At 73.9% G+C, this 19390-nt stretch carries 16 protein-coding genes, 1 tRNA gene, 1 pseudogene and 1 riboswitch; of the genes and pseudogenes, 8 read left to right on the top strand and 10 right to left on the bottom strand.

Annotation, left to right across the window (positions count from 1 at the left end; all coding sequences use genetic code 11):
- Positions 1 to 154: 154 nt before the first annotated feature.
- From thiD to AC069T_RS18645, 4 genes and pseudogenes are all read right to left on the bottom strand, one after another.
- The gene (gene thiD / locus AC069T_RS18660) at positions 155 to 976 is read right to left on the bottom strand and encodes a bifunctional hydroxymethylpyrimidine kinase/phosphomethylpyrimidine kinase (protein WP_478783858.1); all 822 of its coding nucleotides are present in this window, start codon (positions 974 to 976) and stop codon (positions 155 to 157) included.
- A 55-nt stretch (positions 977 to 1031) separates the two neighbouring features.
- A riboswitch (TPP riboswitch) is annotated at positions 1032 to 1126 on the bottom strand.
- Between the two features lie 225 nt (positions 1127 to 1351).
- Positions 1352 to 4726, bottom strand: a complete 3375-nt coding sequence (locus AC069T_RS18655) for a pyruvate carboxylase (RefSeq protein ID WP_478783776.1) — start codon at positions 4724 to 4726, stop codon at positions 1352 to 1354.
- A 302-nt stretch (positions 4727 to 5028) separates the two neighbouring features.
- Positions 5029 to 5541 (bottom strand): annotated as a pseudogene (locus tag AC069T_RS18650) (ABC transporter ATP-binding protein); the annotation flags it as partial.
- 302 nt (positions 5542 to 5843) lie between these two features.
- Positions 5844 to 5917 (bottom strand) — tRNA-Pro (locus AC069T_RS18645).
- A gap of 115 nt (positions 5918 to 6032) precedes the next feature.
- Here AC069T_RS18645 and AC069T_RS18640 point away from each other — a divergent pair.
- Together AC069T_RS18640 and cobF are read left to right on the top strand one after the other, a co-directional pair.
- Positions 6033 to 6566: a DUF309 domain-containing protein gene (locus tag AC069T_RS18640; RefSeq protein WP_478783775.1), complete on the top strand. Its 534-nt coding sequence runs from the start codon at positions 6033 to 6035 to the stop codon at positions 6564 to 6566.
- 142 nt (positions 6567 to 6708) lie between these two features.
- Complete coding sequence (gene cobF / locus AC069T_RS18635; protein ID WP_478783774.1) at positions 6709 to 7479, top strand: precorrin-6A synthase (deacetylating); 771 nt, start codon at positions 6709 to 6711, stop codon at positions 7477 to 7479.
- Between the two features lie 117 nt (positions 7480 to 7596).
- Here the strand turns inward: cobF and AC069T_RS18630 are convergent, their stop codons facing one another.
- From AC069T_RS18630 to AC069T_RS18615, 4 genes are all read right to left on the bottom strand, one after another.
- Positions 7597 to 8343, bottom strand: a complete 747-nt coding sequence (locus tag AC069T_RS18630) for a cobalt-precorrin-6A reductase (RefSeq protein WP_478783773.1) — start codon at positions 8341 to 8343, stop codon at positions 7597 to 7599.
- A 58-nt stretch (positions 8344 to 8401) separates the two neighbouring features.
- Positions 8402 to 9169 carry a sulfite exporter TauE/SafE family protein gene (locus AC069T_RS18625; protein WP_478783772.1) on the bottom strand — a complete coding sequence of 256 codons (768 nt, stop codon included), beginning with the start codon at positions 9167 to 9169 and terminating at the stop codon, positions 8402 to 8404.
- Between the two features lie 74 nt (positions 9170 to 9243).
- Positions 9244 to 10752 carry a long-chain-fatty-acid--CoA ligase gene (locus AC069T_RS18620; RefSeq protein ID WP_478783771.1) on the bottom strand — a complete coding sequence of 503 codons (1509 nt, stop codon included), beginning with the start codon at positions 10750 to 10752 and terminating at the stop codon, positions 9244 to 9246.
- A gap of 70 nt (positions 10753 to 10822) precedes the next feature.
- Positions 10823 to 12010, bottom strand: coding sequence for a thiolase family protein (locus tag AC069T_RS18615; protein ID WP_478783770.1), 1188 nt, complete (start codon positions 12008 to 12010; stop codon positions 10823 to 10825).
- 265 nt (positions 12011 to 12275) lie between these two features.
- Between AC069T_RS18615 and AC069T_RS18610 the strand changes: the two genes are divergently transcribed.
- A complete protein-coding gene (locus AC069T_RS18610; protein ID WP_478783769.1) occupies positions 12276 to 12626 on the top strand; it encodes a DUF3140 domain-containing protein in 351 nt (116 codons plus the stop codon).
- The gene (locus AC069T_RS18605; protein ID WP_478783768.1) at positions 12623 to 13273 is read left to right on the top strand and encodes an HhH-GDP family DNA glycosylase; all 651 of its coding nucleotides are present in this window, start codon (positions 12623 to 12625) and stop codon (positions 13271 to 13273) included. The genes AC069T_RS18610 and AC069T_RS18605 overlap by 4 nt, the downstream gene beginning before the upstream one ends.
- Before the next feature lie 337 nt (positions 13274 to 13610).
- Here AC069T_RS18605 and fusA read toward each other — a convergent pair whose 3' ends face one another.
- On the bottom strand, positions 13611 to 15713 hold the full coding sequence (gene fusA, locus AC069T_RS18600) for an elongation factor G (RefSeq protein WP_478783767.1): 2103 nt from the start codon (positions 15711 to 15713) through the stop codon (positions 13611 to 13613).
- Between the two features lie 583 nt (positions 15714 to 16296).
- Between fusA and AC069T_RS18595 the strand changes: the two genes are divergently transcribed.
- Both AC069T_RS18595 and AC069T_RS18590 read left to right on the top strand, forming a co-directional pair.
- Positions 16297 to 16584 (top strand): hypothetical protein, encoded by a 288-nt coding sequence (locus AC069T_RS18595; RefSeq protein ID WP_478783766.1) that lies wholly within the window; start codon positions 16297 to 16299, stop codon positions 16582 to 16584.
- A 153-nt stretch (positions 16585 to 16737) separates the two neighbouring features.
- The gene (locus AC069T_RS18590; RefSeq protein ID WP_478783765.1) at positions 16738 to 17385 is read left to right on the top strand and encodes an HAD family hydrolase; all 648 of its coding nucleotides are present in this window, start codon (positions 16738 to 16740) and stop codon (positions 17383 to 17385) included.
- 18 nt (positions 17386 to 17403) lie between these two features.
- Here the strand turns inward: AC069T_RS18590 and AC069T_RS18585 are convergent, their stop codons facing one another.
- The gene (locus AC069T_RS18585) at positions 17404 to 18051 is read right to left on the bottom strand and encodes a type III effector protein (protein ID WP_358850766.1); all 648 of its coding nucleotides are present in this window, start codon (positions 18049 to 18051) and stop codon (positions 17404 to 17406) included.
- 207 nt (positions 18052 to 18258) lie between these two features.
- Here AC069T_RS18585 and AC069T_RS18580 point away from each other — a divergent pair, with 207 nt between their 5' ends.
- Together AC069T_RS18580 and AC069T_RS18575 are read left to right on the top strand one after the other, a co-directional pair.
- Positions 18259 to 18690, top strand: coding sequence for an Hsp20/alpha crystallin family protein (locus tag AC069T_RS18580; protein ID WP_478783857.1), 432 nt, complete (start codon positions 18259 to 18261; stop codon positions 18688 to 18690).
- 268 nt (positions 18691 to 18958) lie between these two features.
- On the top strand, positions 18959 to 19339 hold the full coding sequence (locus AC069T_RS18575) for a DUF2267 domain-containing protein (protein WP_478783764.1): 381 nt from the start codon (positions 18959 to 18961) through the stop codon (positions 19337 to 19339).
- Positions 19340 to 19390 lie beyond the last annotated feature (51 nt).

Genomic DNA, 19390 nt, shown 5'->3' with positions numbered 1-19390 from the left:
GGCGCCACAGGGGGTTTTGGGGAGGGCCCCTGACAAGGGCGTACGCCCCGCCGGCCCGTCCGCGGATCCCGCGCGCCCTGCCGCACCCGGGGCGTCGGACACCGGTGACGGGACACGACGCGGGGCCCCGGCGAGGACCACCCGGGTCGGCGGCTCAGCGGCCCGCGCGCAGCCGCCAGCCGTGGTCGACCGGGCCGAGGCCGGCGCCCAGCGGGAAGCCCGCCGCTATCGCGCCCGTGACGTAGTCCTTCGCCAGCCGCACCGCCTCGGGCACCGTCCGCCCCTGCGCCAGGCCGACGGCGACGGCCGAGGCCAGGGTGCAACCGGTGCCGTGCGTATGCCGGTTGTCGTGGCGGGGGGCGCGCAGCCAGTGGGTCTCGGTGCCGTCGGTGAGCAGGTCCACGGCCTCGCCCGGCAGATGCCCGCCCTTGACCAGGACCCAGCGCGGCCCGTAGGACAGCAGTCGCTCCGCGGCCTCGGACATGCCCCGCTCGTCCGTCGCACGGACGCCGGTGAGCTGCGCCGCCTCGTCGAGGTTGGGCGTCGCCACCGTCGCGACCGGCAGCAGTACGGAACGTACGGCGTCCAGCGCCTCGTCCGCGAGCAGCCGGTCGCCGTGCTTGGACACGCTCACGGGGTCCACGACCACGGGTGCGGCGGTGTCCGCCAGCAACCCGGCCACGGTGGCGACGAGTTCGGGCGAGGCGAGCATCCCGGTCTTCACCGCCTGCACGCCGATGTCGTCGACGACGCTGCGGTACTGCGCCCGCACCGCCTCCGCCGGAAGCTCCCAGGCGCCCTGGACACCGACGGAGTTCTGCGCGGTGACCGCGGTGAGCACGCTCATCCCGTGTGCGCCGAGCGCCAGCATCGTCTTCAGGTCGGCCTGGATGCCCGCGCCGCCGCCGGAGTCCGATCCGGCGACGGTCAGGACACGGGCCGGTGCGGCGGACGGTCCGGCGGGGGCGGCGGGCATCCGCCCGGTGACGACGCGCTGCGGGCCTGCGACGGCCGCCTCGCCGCGGGCACGCGGCAACGACATGAGACATCCCTCCGCCAGTGCGAACTGGTTCAGGTTCGACGGGTGTGTTCTCAGCCCTCGTGCGGGGCACCCCGTGTCCGGTACGCCGCACAGGATAGCCGGAGCCGCGCCGTCCACGACCCCGGGCCCCGCCCACGACTCCGGGCCCAGTCGGCCCGCCTGCGCCCGCGGACCCCGTCGGCCCCGCCCACGGCTCCGGGTCCCGTCGGCCGCAATCGGGTCGGCGGTACCCCGGAACCGGTTCACCGACTCACCGCGCGCATGCCCCGGTAACGGACGGCAGCCTCCGCCGACCGGGCAGGCGGCACGTCAGGCGATCTCCACGAGCAGGTCGCCGCCCTCCACCTGCTGGATGCGGTTGATGGCCAGCCGCGACACCGTGCCGCTCCTGGAGGCGGTGACCGCAGCCTCCATCTTCATCGCCTCGATGGTGGCCACCGTGGCACCGGCCTCGACCTCGTCCCCCTCGGCGACGGCGAGCGTCACCACTCCCGCGAACGGCGCGGCGACGTGTCCGGAGTTGGCGCGGTCGGCCTTCTCCGTGGCCGGGATGTCGGAGGAGACGGCGGCGTCGCGCACCTGGATCGGCCTCAGCTGGCCGTTCAGCGCCGACATCACGGTGCGCATGCCGCGTTCGTCGGCCTCGCCCACGGCCTCCAGCTCGATGAGCAGCCGGACGCCGGGTTCGAGGTCGACCGCGTACTCCTTGCCCGGACGCAGCCCGTAGAAGAAGTCCTTGCTGTCCAGCACACTGGTGTCGCCGTAGGTCTGCCGGTGCGTCTCGAACTCGCGGGTCGGCCCGGGGAACAGCAGCCGGTTGAGTGTCGCCCGCCGGTCCTTCACCAGACCGTCGCGGTCGTCCGCGGTCAGCTCCTCCCGGGGCTTCGGCGCGGCACGGCCCTCCAGCGCCCGGGTGCGGAACGGCTCAGGCCACCCGCCGGGCGGATTGCCCAGCTCGCCGCGGAGGAAGCCGATGACGGAGTCCGGGATGTCGAACCGGTCCGGGCGGGCCTCGAAGTCCGCCGGGTCGACGCCGGCGCCCACCAGGTGGAGGGCGAGGTCGCCGACCACCTTCGACGAGGGGGTGACCTTCACCAGGTGGCCGAGGATCCGGTCGGCGGCGGCGTACATCGCCTCGATCTCCTCGAAGCGGTCGCCGAGGCCCAGCGCGACGGCCTGCGTGCGCAGGTTGGACAGCTGCCCGCCGGGGATCTCGTGGTGGTAGACCCGCCCCGTCGGCGAGGCAAGGCCCGCCTCGAAGGGCGCGTAGATCTTGCGGACGCTCTCCCAGTACGGCTCCAGGTCGCCCACGGCCCGCAGGCTCAGCCCGGTCGGCCGCTCGGAGTAGTCGGTCGCGGCGACGATGCCCGACAGCGACGGCTGGGAGGTGGTCCCGGCCATGGACGCCACCGCTCCGTCGACCGCGTCCGCCCCGGCCTGGATCGCGGCGAGGTAGGTGGCGAGCTGGCCGCCCGCGGTGTCGTGGGTGTGGATGTGCACCGGCAGGTCGAACTCGCGGCGCAGCGCCGATACGAGTGTGGCGGCGGCCGGGGCGCGCAGCAGGCCCGCCATGTCCTTGACGGCGAGGACGTGGGCGCCCGCCTCGACGATCTGCTCGGCCAGGCGGAGGTAGTAGTCCAGGGTGTACAGCCGCTCGGACGGGTCGGACAGGTCGGAGGTGTAGCACAGGGCGACCTCGGCGACGGCCGTCCCGGTCTCCCGTACGGCGTCGATGGCGGGCCGCATCTGTCCGACGTCGTTCAGCGCGTCGAAGATCCGGAAGATGTCGATGCCGGTGGCCGCCGCCTCCTGCACGAAGGCGTCGGTCACCTCCGTCGGGTACGGCGTGTAGCCCACCGTGTTGCGGCCGCGCAGCAGCATCTGCAGGCAGATGTTCGGCACCGCCTCACGCAGTGCGGCCAGGCGTTCCCAGGGGTCCTCGGCGAGGAAGCGGAGCGCGACGTCGTAGGTGGCGCCGCCCCAGCACTCCAGGGACAGCAGTTCGGGCAGGGTCCTGGCCACCACGGGGGCGATGGCGAGCATGTCCTTGGTGCGGACGCGGGTGGCGAGCAGTGACTGGTGGGCGTCGCGGAACGTGGTGTCGGTGACGCCGATGGCCGGTGACGCGCGCAGCCACCGGGCGAAGCCGTCGGGGCCCAGCTCGACGAGCCGCTGCCGGGAGCCGGCGGGCGGCTCCCCGGCCGGCACGGCCGGGATCTTGGTGGTGGGGTCGACCAGCTCGGGCCGTTCACCGTGCGGCTTGTTCACCGTGACGTCGGCGAGATAGGTGAGCAGTTTCGTGCCGCGGTCGGCGGAGTGGCGTGCCGTGAGCAGGTGCGGACGCTGTTCGATGAACGAGGTCGTGACCCGGCCGCCCCGGAAGTCCGGGTCGTCGAGCACGGCCTGGAGGAACGGGATGTTCGTCGCCACGCCGCGGATGCGGAACTCGGCGACGGCACGCCGGGCCCGGCCGATCGCGGTGTCGAAGTCACGGCCCCGGCAGGTGAGCTTCACCAGCATCGAGTCGAAATGGGCGCTGATCTCGGTACCGGCGTGGGTGGTGCCGCCGTCCAGCCGGATCCCGGAGCCGCCGGGCGAGCGGTAGGCGCTGATCCGGCCGGTGTCCGGGCGGAAGCCGTTGGCCGGGTCCTCGGTGGTGATCCGGCACTGGAGGGCGGCGCCGTGCAGGGTGACGGTCTCCTGGGAGAGGCCGAGGTCGGCCAGGGTCTCACCGGAGGCGATGCGCAGCTGGGCCTGCACGAGGTCGACGTCGGTGACCTCCTCGGTCACCGTGTGCTCGACCTGGATGCGCGGGTTCATCTCGATGAAGACGTGGTTGCCGTCGCGGTCGAGGAGGAACTCCACGGTGCCGGCGTTGCGGTAGCCGATCTCACGGGCGAACCGCACGGCGTCGGCGCAGATCCGTTCGCGCAGCGCCGGGTCCAGGTTCGGCGCGGGGGCCAGCTCGATCACCTTCTGGTGGCGGCGCTGCACCGAGCAGTCGCGCTCGAACAGGTGGATGACGTTGCCCTGCCCGTCGGCGAGGATCTGCACCTCGATGTGCCGGGGCTCGATGACGGCCTTCTCCAGGAACACCGTCGGGTCGCCGAACGCGGAGGCGGCCTCGCGCGACGCGGCCTCGATGGACTCGCGGAGCTGGGCGGGGTCCTCGACGCGGCGCATGCCGCGCCCGCCGCCGCCTGCGACCGCCTTGACGAACACCGGGAACCCGACGTCCTCGGCGGCCCGGACGAGTTCGTCCACGTCGGTGGAGGGCGCCGAGGAGCCGAGCACCGGCACGCCGGCCGCGCGGGCGGCGGCCACCGCGCGCGCCTTGTTCCCGGTCAGTTCCAGCGTCTCGGTGCCCGGCCCCACGAAGGTGATGCCGGCCTCCTCGCAGGCGCGGGCCAGGTCGGGGTTCTCCGAGAGGAACCCGTAGCCCGGATAGACCGCGTCCGCTCCCGCCCTGCGTGCCGCGCGGACGATCTCCTCGACGGAGAGATACGCCCGCACCGGGTGCCCGGGCTCACCGATCTCGTAAGCCTCGTCGGCCTTCAACCGGTGCAGTGAGTTGCGGTCCTCGTGCGGGAAGACGGCCACGGTCCGCGCGCCCAGCTCATAGCCGGCACGGAACGCGCGAATCGCGATCTCACCTCGGTTGGCGACCAGCACCTTGCGGAACATGCGGGATCCCTTCAGCCTGCCGGTGACGCGCACCATGGTGTCGGCCCCGCCCGTTCCGCGCCATGTGAGGCGGCCCACTCCCCCGCTGTGAAGCAGACCACTCCGGCGGCTGCCCCGACCGCCCGGGTCCTCGCGGTCAGGGCAGCCGGGCCCGCGCGGGGCTGTCGGCGAGGAAGCCGCCCGACTGGTGCTGCCACAGCTTCGCGCAGGTGCCGCCGCGGGCGAGCAGCTCCTGGTGAGTGCCCTGTTCCACGATCCGTCCGCGGTCCAGGACGACGAGCCGGTCCATGCCGGCGACCGTGCCACAGCACCACCGATCCGAAGATCAGCGGTACGAGGCTGCCCACGACCGAGAACGTCAGGGTGTCGACGCCCTCCTCGAAGCGGGAGGCGAAGCTCAGGACCCGCTTCGTCAGCGACCCCGCGAAGTTGTCGTGGAAGAAGGCGGCGTCCTTGGCGAACAGCTCGTCCATGCCGATGACGTACAGGTGCTCGATACCGAGGGCGTCGACACGGTTCAGGCAGTGCAGGCCGATGCGCCACAGCAGCTCGGCGAGCAGCAGCACGCCGGCGAAGCCGAGTACGTAGGGCAGGGTCTGGCCGAGGCCCACTCCGGCGTCCCCGGCGATGCGGCCGACGAGCTTGGCGACGACGAGCGGCGCGAGGTAGTTGAGGCCGATGTTGCCCAGCGCCGGCAGCAGCACGGCGGGCACCGCCAGCCACCGCAGCCGGGCCAACTCCCGTCCGTGGAAACGAAGTGCGAGGGACACCGCACCTTTTCCGGGCGGAGTCCCACGCGACATGACCGGTCCCATCCCACCCCCCGTGTCGTCGTACGGCGACCGCCCCCGGGGTCGTCCGCCGGCGAGGGGAGGGGTGACGACGACGGTCACACGCCTCGCGCCGGCTCCGACACGCACGTCCCGGCGGTCCGGGAACCGCAGTGTGTCGCGGCGCCGCCGGCACGGTCCAAGCGTTTTCGCGGCCGGCGGCCCGCCTTGCGGCGGTTTCACGCCACTCACGGGAGGTGGGCAGGGCCGGTCACCGGCTCGTCACGCGCCCCGTACAACGCAGACCAGCGGGTCTGCCATATCGGCAAACCCGCTGGTCGACACCGTCGGGACGACAGGATTTGAACCTGCGACCCCTTGACCCCCAGTCAAGTGCGCTACCAAGCTGCGCCACGTCCCGGTGCGCCTTCCGAGGTGACCCGCGGAACGGCGCGTACAGAACTTTACCGCACGTCGGCGGCGGGTCCGAAGGGGGCGCCGGGGCGGCGCCGCGCCCCGGGCGGGACAATCGGAGGATGACCGGGACTTCTGAGGGCCGGACGGACGACGGACGCGACCGGGACGCGGAGGGACGGGCACGCAACGCCCGGCCCCGGGACGGGCTGGGCCGCCCCCTGCCGTACGGCGCGGACGGGGTGGAGCGGCAGCCGGAAGGGGTCGTGCGCACTCCTGCGGAGACGGTCGCGCAGGCGCAGGCGCTGCTGGACGCGGGCAAGCCGTTCCACGCGCACGAGGTCTTCGAGGACGCCTGGAAGTCGGGCCCCGAGGAGGAGCGCGGGCTGTGGCGCGGGCTGGCCCAGCTCGCGGTGGGGCTCACCCACGCGGCCCGGGGCAACACGACGGGCGGCGCCCGGCTGCTGCGGCGTGGCGCCGGGGCCGTCGAGCAGTGGGCCGCCGAGACGGGCCGGCCTCGGCCGTACGGGATGGCCCTAACGGAACTCGCCGACTGGGCACGGGAGTTGGCGGGCGGCGTGGAGCGGGCCGGGACGGCGGTCGACGCCGGGGAGCGGGCGCCCAGGCTGACCGGGACCGGGGCCGGGACCCGGTAGACCGGGGCCGACGGTTCGGGGATTCCGGAGTCGGCGGTGCGGGATTCCGGGTCCGGATCGGTGGTGGCGGTCCGCGCGGCGCCGGGGACCGCTCCGCGGACGCGGTGCGCCGGGTGCCCGCGGCGTGCGGCAGACTCGGTGCGTGCGAAAGATACATGTCATCGGTATTGGGGCGGGCGATCCCGAGCAGCTGACCCTGCAGGCGGTCAGGGCGCTGAGGAGCACGGACGTGTTCTTCATCCTGGACAAGGGCGAGGTGAAGTCCGACCTCGTCGGGCTGCGCCGTGACATCCTCGACGCGCACGTGCCGGAGGGGACGTACCGGCTGGTCGAGGCGCGCGATCCGGACCGGGACCGGGCCGCCGGGGGTGCGGCGTACTCGCCCGCCGTGGGGGACTGGCGCAGCGCCCGCGCGGAGATCTACGAGCGGCTGATCGCCGAGGAGCTGGGCGAGGACGAGAGCGGCGCCTTCCTGGTGTGGGGCGATCCCGCGCTGTACGACAGCACGCTCGGCATCCTGGAGGAGATCCTCGGCCGGGGCGCGGTGGAGTTCACGTACGACGTGGTGCCCGGCATCAGCAGCGTCTCGGCGCTCGTCGCCAGGCACCGCACGGGCCTGAACCGCGTCGCGCGGCCCGTCCAGATCACCACGGGGCGCCGGCTGGCGGAGGGCTTCCCCGAGGACGTGGACGACGTCGTGGTGATGCTCGACGCCCACCAGACCTTCCGGCAGTACGCCGACCAGGACATCGACATCTACTGGGGCGCCTACATCGGCACCCCGGACGAGATCCTCGACTCGGGTCCCCTGGCGGAGGCGGCCCCGCGGATCGAGCGCCTGCGCGCGGAGGCCCGGGAGCGCAAGGGCTGGATCATGGACACGTATCTGCTGCGCAGGCGTCCGCGCGGGTAGGCGCAGGCGTCGGCGGGTGGGCGCCCGGGTCCGCCCCGGCCGGACCCGGGCACCGGGGCCTGCGCACGGAGACGGGGCGACCGGCAGGCACCGTCCCTCGCCGGGCTCCGCGGTCCGTCACCGCGGGCCGAGGTCCAGCCGGTCCAGGGCTCCGGCCACGTCCGGCACCGCGACGACCCCGGCGGGCAGCGGCGGACGGCGTACGACGACGACCGGGAGGGCGAGTTCGCGCGCGGCGGTGAGCTTCGCCGAGGTCGCGGCTCCCCCGCTGTCCTTCGTCACCAGGACGTCGATGCGGTGTTCGCGCAGCAGGGCCCGCTCGTCGGACACGGTGAACGGGCCGCGGGCCAGCAGCACCCGCGTGTGCGGCGGCATCGGCGGCCGGGGTGCCTCCACCGAGCGGACGAGGAAGTGGTGTGCGGACAGCCGCGCGAAGGCGGCGAGGCCCAGTCGGCCGGTGGTGAGGAAGACCCGGCGGCCGAGCGGGGGCAGGGCCGCGGCGGCTTCGTCGAGGGACGCGACGGGGTGCCAGCGGTCGACGGGTTCCGGGTGCCAGCCCGGGCGGCGCAGGACGACGGCCGGGACACCGGCCGTCGCGGCGGCCCGCGCCGCGTTCGCCGTGATGCCCGCGGCGAAGGGGTGGGTGGCGTCGACGACGGCGTCCGCCCGGTGCTCGCGCAGCCAGGACGCCAGCCCCTGTGCCCCGCCGAACCCCCCGACGCGGACGTCCCCGTCGAGCGCGCCCGGCCGGGACACGCGTCCGGCGAGCGACGTCGTCACCCGCACTCCGGGATGCGCCGCGAGGCGGGCGGCGAGCTCGCGTGCCTCGGTCGTACCGCCGAGGACCAGGATGTGCGGGGACATGGCGCCGAGCGTACGGGGAGCGCCTGGACGACGGTCCGTGAGGTGCTGCCTGCGCGGCTCAGCGCAGCAGCAGCTGGACGCCTCCGACGATCGTCGCGGCGATCACGAGTTGCTCGAACAGGCGCTGGTCGATGCGGTCGACGGCCCACTTGCCGATGAGGGCACCCGGCAGCACGAAGGCGGCGAGCGCCGCGTCGAGCAGCAGCGAGTTCCCGTCGATCAGGCCGAGCCCGACGCTGAAGGGCACCTTGGACACGTTGACGATGAGGAAGAAGAAGGCGGAGGTGCCGAGGAAGCCCAGCTTGCGGAAGCCGGCGGACAGCAGATAGAGCGACATCACGGGACCGCCGGCGTTGGCGACCATCGTGGTGAAGCCGCCGAGGACCCCGTACGACCGCGCCTTGATCCGGCCCGTCCGCGTGACGACGGAGTCGGGGTCCCGGTCCGCGGTCCGGCGGCGCCACAGCGTGACCGCCGCCATGAACAGCAGGATCGCGCCGATGGACGTCCGTACGATCCCGTCGTCGGCCCGCGCCAGGAAGAGCGTGCCGAGGACGACACCCGCGGCGACGGCGGGGAACAGCCGCCACAGCGTGGGCCAGTGGGCGTGCCGCCGGTAGGTGAGGACGGCGAGGACGTCACCGACGATCAGGAGGGGCAGGAGCACGCCGGTGGAGGCGCGGGCCGGCAGGACGGCGGCGAAGACGGCCAGGCTGATTGTGTTGGCCCCGCTCACCGCGGTCTTCGAGAAGCCTACGAGCAGGGCCGCCGCGGCGAGGGCGGCGAACTCCCAGAGCGATATGTGCCAGAGCGTCATCGTGTTCATGCGGGAACCGATGCTATGCCCCCGTGTTCCCGCCGGGCCGGGAGCGTCCCGTCAGGTGGCCGCGCCCGCCGCCGTCACCTCGTGTACCGCACCCGCAGCTCCCGCTTGAGGACCTTCATGCTCGGGCCGAGCGGCAGCTCGTCGGCGAACTCCACCCGCCGCGGGTACTTGTGCCGGCCCAGGTGCTCCTTGGACCACTCGGTGATCCCCGCGGCGTCCGGCGCGGCTCCCGGCGCGCGGACGACGACCGCGCACACCTCCTCGCCGTGCAGTTCGTCGGGCAGGCCGATGACCGCGACCTGGGCGATGCCGGGGTGGCGGGCCAGGACCTCCTCGACCTCTCGCGGGTAGACGTTGAAGCCGCCGCGGATGATGACGTCCTTCTTGCGGTCGACGATCCGCAGGAAGCCGTCGTCGTCCTTGGTGCCGAGGTCTCCGCTGCGGAACCAGCCGTCGACGACGGCCTCGGCGGTCGCCTCGGGCCGGCCCAGGTATCCGGAGAAGACGTTGTGGCCGCGGATGACGACCTCGCCGAGCTCCCCCGGCGGCAGCAGTTCGATGCGGCCCTCGACCTCGGCGCGCGCGATCTCGACGTCGACGCCCCACAGGGGATGGCCGATGGTGCCGGGCCTGGTGCCGAAGAGGGGCTGGTTCACTGTCGCGGTCGGCGAGGTCTCCGACAGCCCGTACCCCTCGTAGACCGTCGCGCCGAAGGCCTCCTCGAAGCGCTCCAGGACGGCGACGGGCAGTGAGGCGCCGCCGGAGACGCACACACGCAGGTCGGGGAGCTTGTCCATCGAGGCCGCGACGGCGGCGAGCGCGACGAACATCGTCGGCACGCCGTGGAAGGTGTTCACCCCTTCCTTCACCATCAGCTCGACGGCGCGGGCCGCGTCGAAGCGCGGCAGCAGGACGAGGGTGGCGCCCGCACGCCAGGTGGAGTTCATGGAGACGGTCTGGCCGAACGCGTGGAAGAGCGGGAGCGCGCCGAGGGCGATGTCGTCGGGGCGGATGTCGTTGGCGTCGAAGGCGTTGACGGTCGCGTTCATCACCAGGTTGAAGTGACTGAGCACGGCGCCCTTGGGGACGCCGGTCGTGCCGCTGGTGTAGAAGACGACGGCGGGGTCGTCGGCCTGGCGGCCGACGTACGACGGCAGCGGTTCGGCCCGCGCGGCGAGCGTCTCGAACTCGGCGCCGAGGGTGACGACCGGGACGTCCGCGGTGCGCGCGGCCGCCGTGCCGGTCTCCGCCTGCGCCGGGTGGCACAGCAGCAGGGTGGCGCCGCTGTCCTTCAGGACGTGCTCGACCTCGGAGGCCGACAGCAGCAGGTGGACGGGGACGACCACGCCGCCCGCCGCCGCGATCGCGTAGTAGGCCTGCGGGAACTCGGCCGTGTTGGGTGCCATCAGCGCCACCCGGTCCCCGGGCCGTACGCCGAGTCCGACGAGGGCGCCGGCCTGGGCGAGGGCGCGCTGCCAGACCTCGGCGAAGGTGAGGCGCAGCTCGCCCTCGACGAGCGCCGTCCGTCCGGGGCGGCGGCGGGCGTTCTCGGCGAGGATCGCGGCGAGGGACAGGGTTGCCATGGAGGAGTACTCCGTTTCCGTGCTGGTGCGGCTCTGGACCAGGTCGTTCTGCGGTGGCGTCCCGGGGCTCTCAGGGGCGCTCGACGAGCACCGCGCTCCCCTGTCCGACGCCGACGCACATCGTGGCGAGGCCTCGTGCCGCGCCGGAGCGCCGCATGCGGTGGAGCAGGGTGGTGAGGATGCGGGCTCCCGAGCAGCCCAGCGGGTGGCCGAGTGCGATGGCGCCGCCCGTCGGGTTGACGAGTTCCGGGTCGATGCCGAGCCGGTCCACGCAGGCCAGGGCCTGGGCGGCGAACGCCTCGTTGAACTCGGCCTCCTCCAGGTCGGCGACCGTCCAGCCGACGCGTCCGAGCACCTTCTCGGTGGCGGGCACGGGTCCGATGCCCATGACGTCCGGGTGGACGCCCGCGGAGGCCCCGGCGACGTACCGCCCGAGGGATTCCAGCCCCAGTTCGCGCAGGGCGTCCTCGCTGACCAGGAGGAGCCCGGCGGCGCCGTCGTTCATCGGTGAGGCGTTGCCCGCGGTGACCGTGCCGCCGGGGCGGAACACCGGCTTGAGGCGGGCCAGCTTCTCGTACGACGTGTCCTCGCGGACGCACTCGTCGGTGTCGACGACGACTCCGTCGGGCCGGGTCACGGGCAGCAGCTCGGCGTCGAAGTACCCGTTCTTGCGGGCGTCCGCGGCGCGCTGGTGGCTGCGCAGGGCGAACTCGTCCTGGCGTCGGCGCGGGACGCCGTACCGTTCGGCGACCTCCTCGGCGGTCTCGCCCATGGAGAGCACGCCGTGCAGGTCCTTCATCGCCGGGTTGACCAGGCGCCAGCCGAGCCGGGTGTCGACGGTCTCGATGCGGTGCGGCAGGGCCTCGTCGGGGCGGGGCAGCACGAACGGGGCGCGGCTCATGGACTCGGACCCGCCGGCGAGCACGATGTCGGCCTCGCCCGCGGCGATCGTGCGGGCGGCCGTGGTGACGGCCTCCAGGCCGGAGGCGCACAGCCGGTTGACGGTGGCGCCGGGCACGGTGTCGGGGAGTCCGGCGAGCAGGGCGGCCATGCGGGCGACGTTGCGGTTGTCCTCGCCCGCCTGGTTGGCGGCGCCCCAGTAGACGTCGTCGATCCGGGCCGGGTCGAGGGCGGGCGCATCGGCGAGGAGCGCGCGGAGCACGGCCGCGGCGAGATCGTCGGGGCGTACGGCGGAGAGGGCTCCGCGCAGCTTGCCGATGGGGGTGCGGCGGGCGGCCGCGAAGTGGACGGGACGCACGGCATGACTCCTGACGGACACCGGACTGGGACGGGGCGTGATGACGAGGACCCCGTTAATTAGCACTGCTAGTTTTTGACTATAGACGGCCGCCCGCCCGCTGGGAAGGCCCTTCGGGGCCCTGCCCGCCCCTCCCCGCCCGGAAACGATCAGAGCGGTTTCCGCCCATCCGTCCTGGGCACCCGCGCGTGGGGACCGGGCCCCCGCGGGAGCCGGGCGCGTCCACGGACCCTCGTCCCCGGAAGCGACCGGAAGGAGTCACACCGTGACCGACGCCCTCGAACTCGACGCGCTGTGGGCCGAGTTCCACCGTGTGGTGAACATGACCTCCCAGGAGCTTGCGGCGTGGCTGCGGATCCGCGACGCCGACGAGAACGCGGAGCCGGCGCCCGAGCACGCGGGCGCGCCCACCGGGCAGCACGTCCTGGCCCTGCTCCAGAAGCGGCGCACGGACCTCACCGACGACGACGTCCGCGTCATGTACGAGGTGGTGGACACCGTCACCGCCGAGACGGACGGGGCGAAGGGGTCTCTGGCCGGGGACGAGCGGCGGCGCCACCGGCTGATGACCCTCGGACACGACGCGCTCCGGCCGCCCCAGGGAGCCGGGACGTGACCGACGGGCAGCGCCGCGTGATCGAGCGGCTCGTCGCCTCGTACGGCCGCACGTACGCGGAGGAAGCGGGCATCACGCTGCGGAACAGCCCCCAGCCGCTGTACCGCACCCTCGTGCTGGCCGGCCTGCTGAGCGCGCGCATCCGTGCCTCCGTCGCCGTGGCGACCGCCCGCGCCCTGTACGACGCGGGACTGCGGGATCCCCGACGGATGGCCGCGGCGGACCGGCACACGCGGGTCGTCGCGCTCGGCGCCGGCGGCTACCGGCGCTACGACGAGCGCACGGCGACCCAACTCGGGGACGGCGCGCGGTTGCTGACGGAGCGTTGGGGCGGCGATCTGCGGCGCCTGCGGGACGAGGCCGACGGCGACCTGTCCCGGCTGCGCGCGCTCCTGCGGGAGGTGCCCGGCATCGGGCCCACGGGCGCGGACATCTTCCTGCGCGAGGTCCAGCGCGTCTGGCCCGAGACGGCACCGTACGTCGACGGCAAGGCCCTGCAGGGCGCAGGGCGGCTCGGCCTTCCCGAGGATCCCGGCCGGCTGGTCGAACTCGCCGGGAACACCGAACCGGCCGTCCTCGCGGCGGCGTTGGTCCGCTCGGCGCTCGACAGGCGGGTGGCCGAGGAGGTCCTCGGGACCGCCGCGTGAGAGCACCCGTCCCGGACGGTGCCACCGCCGGCGGACACGAGAGCGACGACCGCCGGGGCCGGGGCGTCCGTCTGCTCGCACATGGGGCGCTCAGCTCCGGCCTGCGCCCGCCGTCACCCGGCGTGACCGGCGCGACCTGCGGCAACGGGGTCCCCGAGGGGTGTACGGAAACCGGTGTGGCCGGTCCCCGAGGGGCGTACGGAGACCGGGGTGTGGCCGGTCCCCGAGGGGCGTACGGAGACCGGGGTGTGGCCGGTCCCCGAGGGGTGTACGGAGACCCGTGTGGCCGGTCCCGGCAGGACGGTCCCGCCCGTGCGGGGGCGGGACCGCCGCGACGTCACCGGGTCGGTGCCGTGCGGGACGCCGAGCCCGGGGCCGGGGCGTAGCCGGCGGGCCGGGCGGTGAAGACTCCCCGGCCCCGGGTCCGGCCGCGCAGCCGCGTCGCGTAGCCGAACAGTTCGGCCAGCGGCACGGTGGCGGTGATCACCGCAGCTCCCCCGCGCGTGGCCGAGCCGGAGACCCGGCCGCGACGCGCGGCCAGATCGCCGAGCACACCGCCCACGGCGTCGACCGGCACGGTGACCGTGACGTCGGCCACCGGCTCCAGGAGGGCCATCGTGCTCGCGCGCAGGGCCTCCCGGAGCGCGAACCGGCCGGCGGCCCGGAACGCCATCTCCGAGGAGTCCTTCGCGTGCGTCGCCCCGTCGGTCAGCACCACGCGCAGTCCTGTCACGGGGTGACCGCCGAGCGGCCCCTCCGCCAGCGCGTCACGGCAGCCTGCCTCCACCGCACGGACGTACTCCTGGGGCACCCGGCCGCCGACGACGGCCGACCGGAACGCGAAGCCCGTCGCACTGCCCCCGGCGTCCGCGCCGCTGCCCGCCTCCATCGGTTCCACGTCGAGGACGACATGGGCGAACTGACCGGCGCCGCCGTCCTGTTTGACGTGCCGGTACACCAGTCCGCCCACGCCCCGGACGACGGTCTCCCGGAGCGCCACCTTCGGCCGGCCGACCCGGACGTCCAGCCCGTGGGCGCGGCGGATCTTCTCCACGGCCACCTCCAGATGCAGTTCGCCCATGCCGGACAGCGTCGTCTGGCCGGTCTCGGGTTCGGTCCTGACGACCAGTGAGGGGTCCTCCTCCACCAGTCGCGCCAGCACCGACGCCAGCCGGTCGGTGTCCGTGCCCGCGCACGCCTCGACGGCCGCGGAGACCACGGGGTCGGCCACGGTCGGCGGTTCGAGCACCAGCGGCGCTCCGGCGGCGCACAGGGTCGATCCGGCGCGCGCGGCCTTCGGCCCGATCACCGCGACGATGTCACCGGCCACCGCCCGGTCCAGCGGGGTGTGGCGGCCGGCCTGCACACGCAGCACCCGGCCGACGCGTTCGGTGCGCCGTGCAGTCGCGTTCCACACCGTGTCTCCCGTCCGGATCGTTCCCGAGTACAGGCGCAGGAAGGTCAGCCGTCCCATGGCGGTCGCCTCGACCTTGAACGCCAGGGCCGCGAGCGGTGCCGCCGGGTCGGCGGCCCGTTCCTGTTCCTTGCCGTCCCAGGTGCCCCGCGCCGCGGGTACGTCCAGCGGCGAGGGCAGATAGGCGACCACGGCGTCCAGCAGGGGTTCGATGCCCCGGTTGCGGTAGGCCGAGCCGCACAGCACGACCACGCCGTCACCGCTGCGGGTCAGGTCGCGCAGCGCCGACCTCAGCGTGTCCGCGGAGAGCGTCGAGCCCGCGCAGAACTCCTCCAGGGCGAGCGGGTGCAGCTCCGCCACCGCTTCCTCCAGCAGCCGGCGGCGGCGCCCCGCCTCGTCGCGCAGCGCGTCCGGTACGGGCCCCTCCTCGGCCGTGTCCCCGCCGTCGGCCCACACCAGGGACCGCATGCGCAGCAGATCCACGACCCCGGTGAAGCCGTCCTCCGTACCGATCGGCAACTGGACGACCAGCGGGGCCGGATGCAGACGTTCCCGGATCGACGCGACCGCCGAGTCGAGGTCGGCACCCGCACGGTCCAGCTTGTTGACGAACGCGATGCGCGGGACCCCGTACCGGTCGGCCTGCCGCCACACCGCCTCGCTCTGCGGCTCGACGCCCGCGACGGCGTCGAACACCGCGACCGCGCCGTCGAGCACGCGCAGCGAGCGCGTCACCTCGTCGGAGAAGTCGACGTGGCCCGGGGTGTCGATCAGGTTGATCCGGTGGGCGTCCCAGTCGCAGCTCACGGCCGCGGCGAAGATGGTGATGCCCCGGTCGCGTTCCTGCGGGTCGAAGTCGGTGACGGTCGTGCCGTCGTGGACCTCGCCGCGCTTGTGGGTGGCTCCGGTGAGAAAGAGGATCCGCTCGGTGACGGTGGTCTTCCCGGCGTCGACGTGGGCGAGGATGCCCAGATTGCGGACGGCGGTCAGCGGGACGGTCGGGTGCGGGTGCAGGTCGGTGCGCACGGCTCGGGCCTTTCGGGCGCTCTGGAAAGGGGCGGCGCTGTTCCCGGACGAAGCCGCCTGTGAGCTACCGGGGTCGGGGCTGCGGAGACGCCCGGCGCGGCGCGGCCCCGCAGGGCGCGCCGCGCCAGGTGACTGTGTGTCAGGTCAGGCGTTCGTCACGGACGTCCGGTGCCGGCCGCGCAGCGGGCACCGGGCGGACGAGGACACGAGGATCACCTCGTAGCGTGACCGGGAAGCGACGACAGCGGTGCGGCAACGCACGGCCCGGCTCCCCTCGTTCGTCACGGCGTGCGCTGCGGACGTGTGGTGGCGCACGGTGTGTGGCGAGTGTAGGGAAGCGGGCGGGAGCGGGTCACCGGGTTTTCTCCCGCCCGGCCTTCGGCGCCGAGCCCGCCGCGCGGACGCAGCGCCGCGCCCCGCGGCGTGGTGCGGCCCGACGGGTATCCGGGCGCCCGGCTCCACCCGCCGGTCACCACCGCCCTGGGTGCGTACCTCGCGGGCGTCCTGCGCAGCTGAGGGACGGTGCGCGGGATCGCCGAACGGCCCCGGAAGAACCGGCGGGCACCATGTCGGGCCGGGCGGCGTGGCCACCTTCGCGACCGTCGTGGCCGCCGCGCGCGACCGCGGTGAGTGCGCCATCGGCTACCGCCGTCACGACCTGCGGAGGCAGCCGCCCGACCACGGGGTCCGGCTCAATCCGCCCAAGGCGGAACAGCGCGAGTGGCGGGCCGAGGACCAGGTGGTCCTCGTGGCGACGGAACCGACGGCCCCCACCGGGACGGACACGCACGCGGACACCGGAGGCGGCCACCGGCAAACCCCGCACCCCGTCCCGGAACCCGGCCCGCGGCCATCGCGGCCATCGCGGTGAACCGGGAAGCGGTCGGCGCCCGAGCCCGGTTCGCCCGCCGAAGACCCGCGTGATCCCGGAACGCCGGCCGCGGGCGTCGAGCGCCTGGACCGCGCCCGCACGTCGGCGTGAACCTTCACGGACGCAGGAGACGCACCAGGCTAAGGTCACCGCATGCGCCTGGCTCTTTTCGACCTGGACGGGACCCTGGTCGACCGTCGTTCCGCGTTCGCCGAGGCCGTGGGCGAGCTGACTCGCACGCGCGGCTACGGGCCCGACGTCGAGCACTGGATGCTCACGCAGCTCGCCGACCGGGCGGGCCCGGAGGACTTCGCCCGGCTCCGGGAGCTCTTCAACCTGGACGAGTCCGCCGCGGACCTGTGGCGCGCGTACATCGACCGCATGGCGTCCGCCGTCACCTGCCGCCCCGCCGTGCTCGACAGCCTGGCCCGGCTCAGGGCCGCCGACTGGACCGTCGGCGTCGCCACCAACGGGCCGTCCGACATCCAGCGCGCCAAGATCCGCGCCACCGGCCTCGCCGACCTGATCGACGGGATCGCGGCCAGCGGCGACATCGACGTGCGCAAACCGGATCCCCGCCTCTTCGAGCTGGCGGCGGCCCGGTGCGGCACCCAGCTCTCGCGCGACGACTGGATGATCGGCGACGACCCGGAGAACGACATCGCCGGCGGGTACAAGGCGGGACTGCAGCCGATCTGGGTCCGCGGGCGGCCCTGGCCCGACGATCTCGCCGTGCCCCATCACAGCGTGGACGACGTCACCCAGGCGATCGACTACCTGCTCACGCACTCCGCCCGCTGACGCGGACCCCGCGGGTGCCTACGGCGCGCCCGAGGAGCGCTGGCGCTGTTCGGTCTCTCGCATCAGCCGGGTACGGCGGCCGATGTCACCGACCCGGTCGGCGAGTTCGGGATGCACGGTGCGCAGGTGCGGCCCCGCCGCCGTGAGGGGGTCCAGCAGACGGGCCGGATCACTGTCCCCCAGCGCCGCCCGGAGGTCGCTCAGCGCGTCCGTCGCCGCCGCGGGAAGGTCGGGCAGGTCCGTGATCGTCCCGGCGAGCTGGCGCAGTGCGGCGGCGTGGTCGTGGGCCCAGGACGCGACGGAGCGGTCCGCCGCCCGCCGGTCGCGGGTGGCCCGCACCCGCTGCTCCTTGGTCGTACCGGCTTCCCCGGGCCGTACGCGCAAGTACCGCCGCTCGGCCGCCTGACGGCTGGAGACACCGAGCGGCCGGGCGAGGTCCGCCCAGCTGGCGCCCGCCTCCCGGGCCGTCTCGATCAGACCCGGTTCCCAGTCGGCGAGCTGCTCGCGCACCTCACGCAGAAGCAGCAGCGCCGCCATCGCCTGCTCGGGGTCGTCCGTGGAGGAGGCGTCGGCGGCGCGGGCCGTCCGCATGGCCCGCGCGATGGCCTCCAAAGCCGTGGCCGCCGCCATGAAGGAGGCCGGAGCCGGGGTGCTGTCGTCGTTCATCGCCTCTCCTTCTTCTCCTTCGTCTCCTTCGTCGAGCGGCTCCGCAGACGGCGGCTCCGCACTTCCGCAGACCCGCTGACCGCCCGCCGGACCCGATCGTCATCAATCGGATGACATCTCACTTGTCGTCGTATGGATGACATGCTACAACGGAGTCAGGTGAAGCGCATTGGCAGCAACTGCCTGAACCTTCTGGAGGTGTTTCCCGTGTTGATGCGCACCGACCCGTTCCGTGAACTCGACCGGCTGGCCCAGCACCTGATGGGTCCGGGGACGTGGTCCCGCCCCTCCGCGATGCCGATGGACGCCTACCGCGACGGCGACCAGTACGTGATCGCCTTCGACCTGCCCGGCATCGACCCCGACGCGCTGGACATCGACGTCGAGCGCAACATGCTGACGGTGCGGGCCGAACGGCGCCCCCTCGCGAGGTCCGAGAACGCGCAGACGGAACTGTCCGAGCGGCCGCTGGGTGTCTTCTCCCGCCAGGTCGTCCTGGCCGACACCCTCGACACCGAGCACATCACGGCCGACTACGAGGACGGCGTCCTCACCCTGCGCATCCCGATCACCGAGCGCGCCAGGCCCCGGAAGATCAGCGTCCGCGGCAGCGGGAAGCGCAGGGAACTCGACGGCTGAACAACCGGTCGTACGCCCGCCGTTGCGGCTCGGGGCGGCTCGGGGCGGCTCGCCCAGGGTTCCGCCCCGGCGCCCCGGCGCCACGGGCCTTCCCTCCCCATGAGGACGCCTCGACATGAGGACGTCGGCCCGCCCCCCACACACACCCGGTCCACGCCCGACATCGGCCCACGCAAGGAAAGACGTCGCACCTCACATGACCCTCCTCTCTCCCGCCGCGCCCCCCACGCCTCCGGCAGCGCCGGCGGCGGCCGTCACTTTCGAGCAGATGCTGGAAAGGGTGCGCTACGAGGGCGCCTACCCCACCCGCCGACGGGCGGAGGACGTCGTCCGCCACGTCCTCGAAGCGCTCGGCCGGCAGCTGACGGGTGACGAGCGCGTCGAGCTCGCCGCCCTCCTGCCCCGGGAGGCGGCCGCCTTCCTCGCCTCGCAGATCCCCTCCGGCAAGCCGCTCAGCGGCTGGGGGTTCGTGAAGGACCTCGCCGAACGCACCGGCGGCTCCCCGGCCACCACGCGCTGGGACACCGGCTCGGTCCTCGGTGTCGTCGCACGCCTCGCCGGCGACGATCTGACCTCCCGCATCATCCGCCGGCTCCCCGACGGATACGCCCTGCTGTTCGGACGGGCGCAGCTGGTCCAGGCGGCCTGACGGACACCCCGGCCGTCGGAGTCCCGCCTCCGCCACGAACCCCGGACACCC

The organism is Streptomyces sp. NPDC043867 (assembly GCF_056435845.1).
The sequence above is the reverse complement of the archived record's forward strand: the minus strand, read 5'-3'. Positions and strand labels throughout refer to the sequence as shown.